The sequence below is a fragment of the Dinoroseobacter sp. S76 genome (assembly GCF_049801095.1).
Lineage (GTDB): Bacteria > Pseudomonadota > Alphaproteobacteria > Rhodobacterales > Rhodobacteraceae > Dinoroseobacter.
The window spans coordinates 259,781-272,667 of the sequence record NZ_JBNAGH010000001.1; the positions used below are offsets into that span (position 1 = coordinate 259,781).

General features: G+C 65.3%; 11 protein-coding genes. 5 read left to right on the forward strand and 6 right to left on the reverse strand.

Features of this window, described 5'->3' with window-relative positions:
- The first annotated feature begins 37 nt into the window (after positions 1-37).
- The 3 genes from fsa to ACP153_RS01340 are packed head-to-tail and all read left to right on the forward strand — an operon-like array spanning position 38 to position 2,380.
- Positions 38-691, forward strand: coding sequence for a fructose-6-phosphate aldolase (gene fsa / locus ACP153_RS01330; protein ID WP_424969164.1), 654 nt, complete (start codon positions 38-40; stop codon positions 689-691).
- A 56-nt stretch (positions 692-747) separates the two neighbouring features.
- The gene (locus ACP153_RS01335; RefSeq protein ID WP_424969165.1) at positions 748-1,449 is read left to right on the forward strand and encodes a DUF484 family protein; all 702 of its coding nucleotides are present in this window, start codon (positions 748-750) and stop codon (positions 1,447-1,449) included.
- A gap of 4 nt (positions 1,450-1,453) precedes the next feature.
- A complete protein-coding gene (locus tag ACP153_RS01340) occupies positions 1,454-2,380 on the forward strand; it encodes a tyrosine recombinase XerC (RefSeq protein WP_424969166.1) in 927 nt (308 codons plus the stop codon).
- 36 nt (positions 2,381-2,416) lie between these two features.
- On the opposite strand, the gene ACP153_RS01345 is transcribed toward ACP153_RS01340, so the two are convergent.
- From ACP153_RS01345 to ileS, 3 genes are all read right to left on the reverse strand, one after another.
- Complete coding sequence (locus tag ACP153_RS01345) at positions 2,417-2,677, reverse strand: DUF3253 domain-containing protein (protein WP_424969167.1); 261 nt, start codon at positions 2,675-2,677, stop codon at positions 2,417-2,419.
- Positions 2,674-3,543 (reverse strand): glutathione-dependent disulfide-bond oxidoreductase, encoded by an 870-nt coding sequence (gene yghU, locus ACP153_RS01350; protein WP_424969168.1) that lies wholly within the window; start codon positions 3,541-3,543, stop codon positions 2,674-2,676. The genes ACP153_RS01345 and yghU overlap by 4 nt, the downstream gene beginning before the upstream one ends.
- 220 nt (positions 3,544-3,763) lie before the next feature.
- Complete coding sequence (ileS, locus tag ACP153_RS01355) at positions 3,764-6,751, reverse strand: isoleucine--tRNA ligase (RefSeq protein ID WP_424969169.1); 2,988 nt, start codon at positions 6,749-6,751, stop codon at positions 3,764-3,766.
- Between the two features lie 359 nt (positions 6,752-7,110).
- Between ileS and ACP153_RS01360 the strand changes: the two genes are divergently transcribed.
- Positions 7,111-7,791, forward strand: coding sequence for a hypothetical protein (locus tag ACP153_RS01360; RefSeq protein WP_424969170.1), 681 nt, complete (start codon positions 7,111-7,113; stop codon positions 7,789-7,791).
- 25 nt (positions 7,792-7,816) lie between these two features.
- On the opposite strand, the gene ACP153_RS01365 is transcribed toward ACP153_RS01360, so the two are convergent.
- Genes ACP153_RS01365 through ACP153_RS01375 form a run of 3 tightly spaced genes read right to left on the reverse strand, consistent with a single transcriptional unit; the run spans position 7,817 to position 11,918 of the window.
- On the reverse strand, positions 7,817-9,436 hold the full coding sequence (locus ACP153_RS01365) for an FAD-dependent oxidoreductase (RefSeq protein WP_424969171.1): 1,620 nt from the start codon (positions 9,434-9,436) through the stop codon (positions 7,817-7,819).
- Positions 9,437-9,454: 18 nt separating this feature from the next.
- On the reverse strand, positions 9,455-10,477 hold the full coding sequence (locus ACP153_RS01370) for a YcjF family protein (protein ID WP_424969172.1): 1,023 nt from the start codon (positions 10,475-10,477) through the stop codon (positions 9,455-9,457).
- 28 nt (positions 10,478-10,505) lie between these two features.
- Positions 10,506-11,918 (reverse strand): YcjX family protein, encoded by a 1,413-nt coding sequence (locus ACP153_RS01375; RefSeq protein ID WP_424969173.1) that lies wholly within the window; start codon positions 11,916-11,918, stop codon positions 10,506-10,508.
- A 118-nt stretch (positions 11,919-12,036) separates the two neighbouring features.
- On the opposite strand from ACP153_RS01375, the gene truA reads away from it, so the two are divergent.
- Entirely contained in the window at positions 12,037-12,810 is a 774-nt protein-coding gene (truA, locus tag ACP153_RS01380; protein WP_424969174.1) for a tRNA pseudouridine(38-40) synthase TruA, read from the forward strand.
- Positions 12,811-12,887: the final 77 nt, after the last annotated feature.

Consider the following 12,887-nt stretch of genomic DNA (forward strand, 5'->3'; position numbering starts at 1 on the left):
GCGGTAACAGTGCTGCAACCCCGAGGGAACCGAGCCCATGAAGTTTTTTGTAGATAGCGCCGATGTCGCCGCGATCGCCGAGTTGAACGACCTTGGCATGGTGGATGGGGTGACCACAAACCCGTCGATCATCCTGAAATCCGGCCGTGACATCACCGAGGTCACCAAAGAGATCTGCGAGCTGGTCGACGGCCCTGTGAGCGCCGAGGTTGTGGCCACCGAAGCCGACGCCATGATCGCCGAGGGCCGCAAGCTCGCCGAGATCGCCGACAACATCACCATCAAGCTGCCCCTGACCTGGGACGGGCTCAAGGCCTGCAAGACCCTCACCGACGAAGGCCGCATGGTGAATGTCACCCTGTGCTTCTCCGCCAATCAGGCCCTGCTGGCGGCCAAGGCGGGCGCGACCTTCATCTCCCCCTTCATCGGGCGGCTCGACGATATCAATCTCGACGGCATGGAACTGATCGAGGATATCCGCACGGTCTATGACAATTACGGGTTCGAGACCCAGATCCTCGCCGCCTCCATCCGCAGTGCGAACCACATGAAAGAGGCCGCCCTGATCGGTGCGGACGTGGCCACGGCCCCGCCCAATGTGATCAAGGCCATGGCGAACCATGTCCTCACGGATAAGGGATTGGCGGCTTTCCTCTCAGACTGGGAAAAAACTGGCCAGACGATTCTGTGATGGTGTAAGCTCGTCGCAAAATAAGACGAGCAGACACATAACAGAACGGCAGGCCCATGAGTGATCCAGCCCTGATGCCCCATGATCTGAAGACAAAGATCATCGAGGCCCCTGACGCGATTCTGGAGGATCGCGACGTGATGCGTGCCCTGATGGCTGCGAATGAGCGGCGTCTTGGCGGCAATATCATCGACCTGCGTGGTGTTGCGATGGAACGGCTCGAGGCCCGGCTGGACCGGCTCGAGGACACCCATCGCAGCGTGATTGCAGCCGCCTATGACAATCTGGCGGGGACGAACCAGATCCATCGGGCCGTGCTCAGCGTGCTGGAGCCGGTGGATTTCACGGCGTTCCTGTCCAATCTCGGCGGCGATGTGGCGGCGATGCTCAAGGTCGATGCGGTGCAGCTCGTCCTGGAGAGCCATGAGCAGGCGCCGGACCCGGCCCTCGATGCCCTGCGCGACATTTTGCAGGTCGTGCCCGCGGGCGAGATCGATCGCATGATCGGTACGCCCGAGGGGCTGCCCGCCCGCAAGGTGACCCTGCGCGAGGCGGTCGACCCCAGCCTCTACGGCCCGCAAGGGGCGGAGATCCGGTCCGAGGCGCTCCTGCGGTTGGAGTTCGGCGAGAGCCGCCTGCCCGGCCTTCTGGCCCTCGGGGCGCAGGATGCAGAGCTCTTCCATCCCAACCAGGGTACGGATCTGCTGGCCTTCTTCGCCCATGTGGTCGAGCGCGCGATCCTGCGCTGGATCGCCTGATCCCATGAACACCATCACGCTGCAGCCCGGAACCTCCGCGCTGCTGGAGGCGTGGCTGACCCATTTGCGCGGGCTCGAGGATGCGCCGGACACCACACTGACCGCCTATCGCCGGGATGTGGCCGGATTTCTCGGCTTTCTCGCGGGTCATGATGGCGGGGCGGCCGGGGCCGCGCGCCTGCGTGAGGTCTCACAATCGGACATGCGCGCCTGGATGGCGGCGGAACGGCGACGCGGGCTCGCAGCGCGGTCTCTGGCCCGAGCGCTCTCGGCGGTGAAGTCCTTCTTCCGCTGGCTGGGGGAGCGGGACGGGTTCGAACCCACTGCCGTGCTCGCCGCCCGCAGCCCGAAGTATAAGCGCAAGCTGCCGCGCCCGCTGGCCGAGGATGCCGCGCTGCAGATGATCTCGCAGGTGGAGTTGCAGGCCGAGGAAGGCTGGGTTGCCGCACGGGATGTGGCTGTGGTCACCCTTCTCTATGGCTGCGGGCTGCGGATCTCGGAGGCGCTTGGGCTGACAGGTGCCGATGCGCCCCTTCCGGAGGTTCTGCGTATTCGGGGCAAAGGTGACAAGGAGCGGATTGTGCCGGTTCTGCCCGCCGCCCGGAACGCCGTGGACGCCTATCTCGCCCTCAGCCCCTATCCCTGCGAGCCGGAGGATCCCCTCTTTCGCGGGGTGCGCGGCGGGCGGCTGAACCCGCGGCTTGTGGCCAAGGTGATGGAGCAGGCAAGGATGCAGCTCGGTCTGCCGGCTACGGCCACGCCCCACGCCCTGCGCCATTCCTTTGCCACCCATTTGCTGGCGGCGGGTGGTGACCTGCGCGCGATTCAGGAGCTTTTGGGCCATGCCTCCCTCTCGACGACCCAGGCCTATACGGCGGTGGATGCGACCCGGCTCCTGGAAGTGTATAACGCCGCGCATCCGAAAGCCTGAGCCAACGGGGGCCAGCCCCCGCACCCCCGGAGTATTTCAGGAACAATGAGAGGGGCGGAGCGCGAGGCGGATCGGACCTTTTGCGGTTTCCGGATCGACTGGGTGACCTTTCTGGGTCGCGATTAGGTGGCCTTCGCGAATGAGCTCGCTTGCCGCCTTGCGGACCGGCGCCATCAGGGGGCGCCAGTCCGTGGCCAGCGCGCGCGCCGCCTCGGACGGGCAGAAGCTTTTGCCCGTACCGCGCCGATGGGCCAGATCCAGGAGCGCGGCGCGGAGGTCATCGGAGCCGGGCGTCACTCGGCCGCGACGCGTTTATCCTCGGTCTTTGTGTCGAAATCCGAGGCGTCATGGCGCTCATGGAGCTGCATGGACGGCTCGCCGAAGAGGCGATTGACCATGCGCCCACGCTGCACCGCGGGGCGCGCATCGATCCGCTGCGCCCAGTCCATGACATGGGTGTAGCTGGCCACATCCAGGAACTCCGCCGCATCATAAAGACGCCCGAGCACCAGCTGGCCATACCAGGCCCAGATCGCCATATCGGCGATCGTATAAGTCTCGCCAGCCATCCAGTCGCGCGTTGCCAGATGCCGGTCGAGCACATCGAGCTGGCGCTTGGTCTCCATGGCGAAGCGGTTGATCGGGTATTCCCATTTTTCCGGGGCATAGGCGTAGAAATGCCCGAACCCGCCGCCGAGATAGGGGGCGCTGCCCATTTGCCAGAAGAGCCAGGAGAGCATCTCGGCCCGGTCCTCGGGGCCGGTCAGAAAGGCGTCGAATTTCTCGGCCAGATGCAGCAGGATCGCGCCGGATTCGAAGATCCGGATCGGGGTCTCGCCCGTCTCGTCGAGCAGTGCGGGGATCTTGGAGTTCGGGTTCACCTCGACAAAGCCGGAGCCGAACTGGTCGCCATCGCCGATGCGGATGGGCCAGGCATCGTATTCCGCGCCCGCATGGCCTGCCGCGAGCAGCTCCTCGAGCAGTATCGTCACCTTCACGCCGTTGGGCGTCGCCAAGGAATAGAGCCGCAGCGGGTGCGCGCCCTTTGGCAGCTCCGCATCATGGGTGGGCCCGGCGATGGGGCGGTTGGTGGAAGCAAATTTGCCTCCGGAGGGACCATCCCAGGTCCAGACCTTGGGCGGGGTATAGGATGTTTCAGTCATGCTGGAGCCTTTTGCGCGCGATCACTCGGGATCTAGAGCTTGGCAGGCCCCTGCCCAGCGATGGAAGCCCAGAATGAGACCAGAGGTCTCAGATCGCGCAGCTGTGAACGCAAGTCCGCCCGATCCGTCTCCAAAACCAAACGCGCGCCACGGGGCGGGTCCGCCCGGTTGACATGTCAACCGGGCCATGGCCGGGCGTGTCAGCGCCCGGCACCCGGGATCACTCGGCGTCCAATGCGCTCAGCGCATCATCGCAGCGTGCACAGACGCCCGGATGCGCGTAGGAGCCCACATCGGGCAGGATCTTCCAGCAGCGCTGGCATTTCTGCCCCTCGGCCTTGGCAAACACCATGCCCACGCCGGGCACATCCGGGAGGGTGAAGGCGCCTTCCGGCACGGGCTTCGACGAGATCTTGAGCTGCGAGACGATGCAGGTATCGGCGAAGAGCTCCGGCTTGATCATCCCCGCCACATGGGCCGGGACATGGACCGTGGGCGCAGCCTCCAGAGATGCGCCAATGGTCTTGGCCTGTCGCTCCAGCTCCAACCCGCCGGTCACGACCCGGCGCACGCCGCGCAAGGTGTCCCAACGCCCCACGGCCTCCGGGTGGTGCCACTCCTTAGGCGTCTCGGGGAAGTCCTGCAGATGGACCGAGTTTTCCTCGCCCGGGAACCGCTCCAGCCAGACCTCTTCCATGGTGAAGACGAGGATCGGAGCAAGCCATGTGGTCAGGCGGTGGAACATCGCATCCATCACCGTCAGGGCCGCGCGGCGTCGCAGACTGTCGGCCCGATCACAATAGAGCGCGTCCTTGCGGATGTCGAAATACTGCGCCGAGAGCGCCACGGTCGCGAACTGGAAGACCGTCTGGAACACGCCCTGGAAGTCGTATTTCTCGTAGCCGACCCGCACCTGCTCATCGAGGTTGCTCATCATGTGGAGGAAGGCGCGCTCCATCTCCGGCATCTCCGCCGGGTCGACGCGCATGTCCTCGGTGAAGCCCTCCAGCGCGCCGAGCAGGTAACGCATGGTGTTGCGCAACCGGCGATAGCTGTCTGCGACATTCTTGAGGATCTCATCCCCGATCCGCAGGTCGACCGTGTAGTCGGACTGCGCCACCCAGAGCCGCAGGATATCGGCGCCGTATTGCTGCACGACCTTCTCGGGCGCCACGGTGTTGCCGATGGATTTGGACATCTTGTTGCCCTTGGCATCCAGCGTGAAGCCATGGGTCAGCACGCCGCGATAGGGCGCCCGCCCGATTGTTCCGCAAGCCTGCAGCATCGAGGAGTGGAACCAGCCGCGATGCTGATCCGTCCCTTCGAGGTAGAGATCGGCGAGCCCATCGCTCGACCCGTCCTCGCGATCCCGCAGCACAAAGGCATGGGTGGAGCCGGAATCGAACCACACATCGAGGATGTCAAAGACCTGCTCATAGGCCTCCGGGTCATGCTCATTGCCGAGGAACCGGGCCTTGGCGCCCTCGGCATACCAGGCATCCGCGCCTTCGTTTTCAAAGGCGTCCACGATGCGTGCATTCACAGCCGGATCCCGCAAAAGGTAATCCGGATCAGTATATTGCGCGCCTTTCTTCACAAAACAGGTGAGCGGCACACCCCAGGCGCGCTGACGGCTCAGAACCCAGTCGGGCCGCGCTTCGATCATCGAATAGAGCCGGTTGCGCCCGGTCTGAGGCGTCCATTGCACCAGCTGGTCGATGGAGGTCAGCGCCCGCTCGCGGATCGTCTCGCCATAGGTGTCATTGCCGTCGCCCACGGGCTTGTCGATGGCGGCAAACCATTGCGGACGGTTGAGACGGATCACCGGCGCCTTGGAGCGCCAGGAATGGGCATCCGAGATCGTGATCCGCTGGCGCGCGAGCAGCCCGCCGATCTCGACCAGTTTGGCGATCACCGCCTTGTTCGCCCCGCCCGGCTTGCCATTGGGCTTGAGGATGCACTCCCCGCCGAAGAAGGGCAGATCCGCGCGGTACGAACTGTCATCGAGGACATTGTAGGTCATGGGCAGGCCATGCTTGACCCCGATGGCGTAGTCGTCATCGCCGTGGCTCGGCGCCGTGTGGACAAAGCCTGTGCCCGCATCATCGGTCACGTGATCCCCGGGCAGGAGCGGCACATCGAAATCCCACTCGCCCTCAGCCCCATCGGCCTTGGCAAAAGGGTGCGCGCAGGTCAGGCGCCCAAGCTCGGCGGCCGACACGTCGCGGCGCCGGGTGAACCCCGCGACACGGGCCTGGTTCAACGCGCCTTCGGCCAGCGCATCGGCCATGACATAGGTGTCGCCCACGGCGGCCCAGCATTCCTCCGGCGTCTCCGTGACTTCATAGAGCCCATAGGAGATCCCCGGCCCGAAGCAGATCGCCCGGTTCTGCGGGATGGTCCAGGGGGTGGTGGTCCAGATGATGACCGCCGCCTCTTCGAGTTGTTCGGCCAGCAGATCGCCATCGCCGCCCATGGTGTCATGGGCGCCCTCAAACGAGGACACCACCGCGCGGGCCGAGGTCACCGGGAATTTCACCCAGATCGCATCGGTCTGGCGGTCGTGATACTCGACCTCGGCCTCGGCCAGAGCGGTCTTCTCGACCGGCGACCACATGACGGGCTTGGAGCCCTGATAGAGCGTCCCGGTCATGAGGAATTTCATGAACTCCTCGGCGATGACGCGCTCGGCATGGAAGTTCATGGTCAGATAGGGGTCGCCCCAATTGCCCGTGATTCCCAGACGTTTGAATTCCTCGCGCTGGATACCGACCCAGCCCTCGGCAAAGGCCCGGCATTCCTGCCGGAAATCGATCACCGGGATCTCGTCCTTGTCTCGCCCCTTGGCGCGGTATTTCTCCTCGATCTTCCATTCGATCGGCAGGCCATGGCAGTCCCAGCCAGGGATATAGCGTGCATCCTTGCCCATCATCTGCTGGGAGCGGACGACCATATCCTTGAGGATCTTGTTCAGCGCATGGCCGATATGGAGGTTCCCGTTGGCATAGGGCGGGCCATCATGGAGCGTGAAGCTCGGCCGTGTCTCGGTCTTGGCCTTCTCGCGGAGGCGCTCATAGACCCCGATCTTCTCCCAACGGGCCAGCCACTCCGGCTCGCGCTTGGGCAGGCCTGCGCGCATGGGAAAGGAGGTTTTCGGGAGGTTCAGAGTGTCTTTGTACTGGTTCGCACTGGGCGTGTCGGCGCACATGTCCGGTCATCCTGTATCGTCATATCGGTCAAAAAAGGAGGGCGGCGCGGAAACCCATACGCCTTGGCCCGGCGGCTCGGATCAAGCGAGCGCCGGGTTGCTAATTCGGGGAATGATCACCGCGAACCATGTCATGGGGGGCTTATAGGCCCCTATTCCCATGGGGACAATCGCAACCTTTCGACGCTGTCCTGCCGGGAATACCGATGCCTTCCATGCGATTTTTCGATGGGTCTCGGCAACAAAGCCGCAATTTTTCGATTATTTTGACACAACTCGCTCTTTCTGGCGCCGGACGCTTGTCATGCCTCACGGGGCTGTTACCGATAAGGTCTGTGTAACCAGTTGGGAGGAAGTTCATGCGTATCGCACCCACCATGCTCACCTGTGCCTTTGTTGCCGGCCTCGCGGCCAGCGCATCGGCCAGCACCCTCGACATTCCGTTCAGCATCGGCAGCGGCAATTCGAACGAGCAATTCACCATCGACCGCAACAATGACGCGGGCAACGATATCGAGATCGGTATCAAGGCCAAGGACCGTTTTGTGGGCGACATCGTGCCCGTGGGCAATGTCTATAACGCCGTCGCCGGAGAGAGCGATCCCGGCCTCGCCTTATGGAATGTCGACTGGTCCGTGGATCTCGGCGCGGGCAAGACCATTGACGATTACGACGTCTATCTGACCGTCGATTTCAACACCGCCGTCGGAAACGCGGATGTCAGCACCTTCCTGATCGACGGCTCTGCCTTCCTGCTGCCAGGGCAAAGCATCAATCAGCAATCGCAGAATCTCGGCTTCGGGTTCTGGGCTCTGGCTCCGAACTATCAGGCGTTCGATCCCTTCGCCCCGGGCGAGTACGAGATCGGCCTGACGGTCTTTGACGACGGCGCCGACATCTCCAGTGCTGCGGCTCTGGCCAGCGTGCAGGCCTTCGTCAATGTTGCGCCGATCCCGCTGCCGCCCAGCCTTGCGCTCGGGGGTCTGGGCCTCGGTGCCCTCGCCTTTGCCAGCCGCCGCGCGCGTCGCAAAACGCGCTGAGCCCTGAGATCGAACGCGCCCGGGTTCAGGGCGCGTTCACATGCTCCCAGACCTTCGAAATCACGACCGAGCCTTCGCCTACGCCGGAGGCCACCCGTTTGACCGAGCCTGCGCGCACATCGCCCACCGCAAAGATCCCCGGACAGGAGGTCTCGAAGGTGGAGCGTCCGCCCACTTCCGGCCCGGTGCGCACAAAGCCCTTCTCATCGAGCTCCACATGGCCGTCGAGCCAGCCGGTATTGGGCGCGGCCCCCACCATCACGAAGACCGCCCCCGTCTTGAGCGTCCAATCCTGCCCCATCTGCCCATCGCGGATCGTCACCCCTTCGAGCGTTTCCGCCCCGTGGAGCGCCGTGACCTGCGTGCGCCGATGCAGCGTGATCGACGGGTCGCGATCAAGCCGCTCGGAGAGGTAGGAGGACATGGAGGAGGCGAGGCTGTCGCCCCGGATCAGCACATGGACATGATGGGCCGTGCGCGACAGGAACATCGCCGCCTGCCCCGCCGAGTTGCCGCCGCCGATCACCACCACATCGGTGTTCCGGCAATAGCGGGCCTCCACATCCGTGGCGGCGTAATAGACGCCCGCGCTCTCGAACTCTTCGAGCCGGGGGATCGGCAGTTTGCGGTATTGGACCCCCGTGGCGATGACAATGGACTTGGCGCAGACCTCCTCCCCATCGTCGAGGGTCACGCAGAAGATCCCGTCCTCCAGCGGTGTGACATGGGCCGCCCGCCGCGGCATGGCAAAGCGGGTGCCGAATTTCATCGCCTGCACCTCGCCGCGCCAGCAGAGATCCGCGCCGGAGATCCCCGTGGGAAAGCCCATGTAGTTCTCGATCCGGCTGGAGGTGCCCGCCTGCCCGCCAATGGTCAGATCCTCCACCACCAGCGCGCTGAGCCCTTCGGCCCCGGCATACACCGCCGCCGCGATCCCCGCCGGCCCACCACCCACGATCAGCACGTCATAGACATGGGTGCCCCCGAGCGGCATGTCGATGCCCAAGAGCCGGGCGATCTTGCGCGGATTCGGCTCTTCGATCACCGTGTTCTTGCCAAAGATCACGCAAGGATGCCGGGGCAGGATCGCGCATTGCTCGGCGATATCCTCGGCCTCGTGATCCTCCAGATCGAGGGAGCGATAAGGGATCCGGTTGCGGCTGGCAAAGGCCGCGATGCGCCGGATCTGCCGATCCTGATTGGCGCCCAGCAGGGTAAGTGCTGCCTGCTGGCTTTCAAGCAGGCGGCGGCGGCGCCCGGCAAAGACGGTGACGATGATATCGCTCATCTCCGGCACTTCGGACATCAGCTGCAGCATCTCGGCGCGCGGCACCTGCAGCAGGCGCGTGTCCTGCACCGCCCGATTGGCCAGCATGATCCGGCCATCATTGAGAAAGCTGATCTCGCCTGTGAACTGGGTCGGCCCCAGCGTGGCATTCCCATAGCGGCCCCCGGTGACCGGATCGATCGCCTCCAGCTCCCCCTCCAACACGTAGTGGAAATGGGTCTGCTTGTCCCCGAGCTTGGTGATCTTGTCCCCGGCGGCGTACTGGACCTCCGTCCCGATCCGCCGCATCGCCGCCACATGGGCCGGATCGAGCGGCGTGCGCACCATGGTGTCGAGATTGGGGGCGAGGGTGTCCATCGGGCGCTCCGTCTTGGGTCAGGTCCCGTTAGAGAATAGTCCGCCCAGCGCTTGTTTCACCAACCCGGTGACAGAAGGTTTGCGCGTTTCGCCAAAGGGAAGCGGGCGGCAGACTTCGAGGGCGGCGACCCCGACCCGCGCCGTCAGCGCGCCGTTCACGACACCTTCGCCAAAGCGGCGCGATACCTTCGACAGCACGCTGCCCCCCGCGACGGATCCGATCAGGTCATCGCCGACAGCCACGGCGCCGGTCGCGACCAGATGGGTCAGGACCGAGCGGGTCAGACGCCAGCTCCCGAGTGTGCCTGCGCGGCCGCCATAGATCTCGGCGATCCGGCGGATCATCCGCAGGTTCGAGGTGAGCGCCGCGATCACATCCGCCAGAGCCAAGGGGACGAGCGCGGTCACGGTGGCCACCTGACGCGCCGCCGCCGCGATCTCGGCCTCGGCGCGGCGATCCAGAGGCTCGAGCAGCTGCGCCTCCAGCAACTCATAGACCGCCGCAACCTCGAACTGGTCCTTCACCGAGCGGTCGATATCCTGCCGCGCCCCGCGCAGCTCCGGCCGATCCGCATAGAGCGTCGAGATCCGGGTCGCGACGCTTTTGGCCTCAGAAAGGGTGCCTGCGGCCAGCGCTGCATCCGCCGCCGCGCGGATCCCGTCGAGCCGCGCCAACCGGCGATAGCCCAGCCATTCGCGTCCGGCGATCATCAGCGCCGTGAGGCACACGAGCCCGAAGAGCCCTGCCCCCACCGCGCCGAGGATCGGCGAGCTGGCTAGCAGCCCGGTCACGAAATTCGTTGCCGCCACCCCGGCCATGAAAAGCACAAGCGCCAGAAGCGCCGAGAGGAATATCCGGAGCAGACGCGAGGGCGGGCGCGCCGCCAGCCGCGCCACGGTCTGCAGCGCCTGCCCCTGGGGTGCCGCCCCGGGCAGATCCGGCACGGGCGGGGCCGAGGCCGGTGTCTCGCGGTCGGGGGCCTCCGCGCTGGTGGCCTCCTCCTCCAGATCGATCAGAACAGCGCCTTTCTTGGCGGTCATGGCAGGACCCTCCGGTCTTGAATTGCGCTCATCTCAGGCGATCTCCGAGCAGGAACTCCGCCGCACGGTCAAGACGGATATGGGGCGGCCCTTCGCCCGGGGCGAGGGCCACGCGCGCGGGCGCAAAGCGCATGGCGGAATAGTCACCATCGAGCCAGGTCTCCGCCCCCTCCCGCGCCGGGGCGAGGATCGCGTTCGGGTCCTTCGGGAGCTCGCCCGCAAAGAAGGCCGCCTCCTTGCCGGTTTCCAGCAGCGTGCCCCGCACCAGATCGAGCGGCTGGCCCTTGTGGGTGCGGGTTTCCTCCACGGTCGTCCGCAGGGCCGCGATGGCCATGGCGCCGGTTTCGGCCCCTGCGAAATCCGCGCGGCGGCGGGCATCGCGCACGAGCGCCTCCATGATCGCAGTCATCTGGGCATGCTGCGTATGGTGCAGATGGTCGGCCTTGGTGGCCGCAAAAAGGATCCGCTCCACCCGTTTGCCCAGCATCGACGTCAGCCAGGAATTGCTGCCGGGGCGAAAGGCCTTGAGGATATCCTCCATCGTCCCGCGCAGATCCTCGACCGCGCGCGGCCCTGCATGAAGCGCGCCCAGCGCATCCACCAGCACGATCTGCCGGTCGATCCGCGCGAAATGATCACGAAAGAAGGGCTTGGCGACCTGCGCCTTATAGGCCTCGAACCGACGGGCAAATTCGCGGCCCAGCGAGCCCCGGCCATAAGCCCCTGCGGGCAAGGGCGCAAAGGTCAGAACCGGCGAGCCCTCAAGCTCCCCGGGCAGGATGAAGCGCCCGGGCGTGCAGTCGGAAAACCCGGCCTCCCGCGCCGTATGGAGCGCCTGCGTGTAGCTTGCGGCAAGGTGCTGCGCGTCGGGTTCCGACAGCTTCGCGCTCGGATCGGCCTCGGAGAGCGCCGCCAGAAACGCCTCCGCCCCGGGGCGCTGGGGCAGACGTTTGAGCATCTCGGCCGACCACGCCTCAAAGCTTTTGTCCAGCAGTGCCAGATCCAGCAGCCATTCGCCCGGGTAATCCACGATATCGAGATGCACGGTTTTCGGCCCGGAAAGCGCGCCCAAGAGCCCTTGCGGCTGCACCCGAAGCGAGACCCGCAGCTCGGAGATCGTGCGCGTGCTCTCGGGCCAGCGCGGCGTGGTGCCGGTCATCTGGCCCAGCGCGTTTTCAAACTCAAAGCGCGGGATCGTGTCATCGGGCTGCGGCTTGAGATAGGCGCTCTGGATCGCGCCGCTGGCCGCGGCCTGAAACTGCGGCATGCGCCCGCGCTCCAGCAGATTGGCCACCAGCGAGGTGATGAACACCGTTTTGCCCGAACGGCTGAGGCCGGTCACGCCAAGGCGAATGACCGGTTCGAAAAAAGTCTCGGAGACAGCGTCTGTAAAGCCGGTCACCCCGCGCTCGATGCTGTCAGTTACTGTGGAGAATACCAAAATCGCGTCCTTCGTGCTCGGGGAATAACATAAGGATGCGCAGGACGGGGTTCAAAGGCCTTCGACCGGGGGAATTGCGGAATTGTCTTGGGCGCGCCGCCGCGTTATGCGACGCGCCATGCCCAGATTTGCCCTCAAGATCGAGTATCACGGCGCGCCGTTTTCCGGCTGGCAGCGCCAGAAAGAGCATCCCTCCGTGCAGGAGGCGGTGGAGGGTGCCCTGCGCAAGCTGCAGCCTGACCATGCCGGGATCGCGGCGGCGGGGCGGACCGATGCGGGGGTGCATGCGACGGGGCAAGTCGCCCATGTGGATCTGGCAAAGGACTGGGATCCTTTTCGGCTGTCGGAAGCTTTGAACCATCACCTGCGCCCGCAACCCGTGGCGGTGGTTGCGGCCGCGCGGGTTGCCGAGGACTTCCACGCGCGGTTCTCAGCGGTGGAGCGGCGCTATCTGTTCCGGTTGCTCGCCCGTCGCGCACCGGCCACCCATGATGCGGGTCTGGTCTGGCGCGTGCAGCGCCCACTCGATGTGGCGGCGATGCAGGACGGAGCGGCCTGTCTGATCGGCAACCACGACTTCACGACCTTTCGGTCGGTGATGTGCCAGGCGGCCTCGCCTGTGAAGACGCTCGATGAGATCACCATCGACGAAATCCCCTTGCCCCATGGCACGGAGATCCGGTTTCACCTGCGCGCGCGGTCCTTCCTGCACAATCAGGTGCGCAGCATCGTGGGCACGCTGGAACGGGTGGGCGCAGGCAGCTGGGCGCCGCAGGATGTCCGAACTGCACTCGAAGCGCGGGATCGCGCCGCCTGCGGACCAGTTTGCCCACCGGAGGGGCTCTACCTGCAAGAGGTGATCTACCCGGACGACCCGTTCGTCCCGGATTGACCCGGCGCTCCCTTCAGGAGCGCGGACCCGCTGGCCCAAACCGCCGTCTCAACCCCTTGCTTCGCGCACATCGCGCG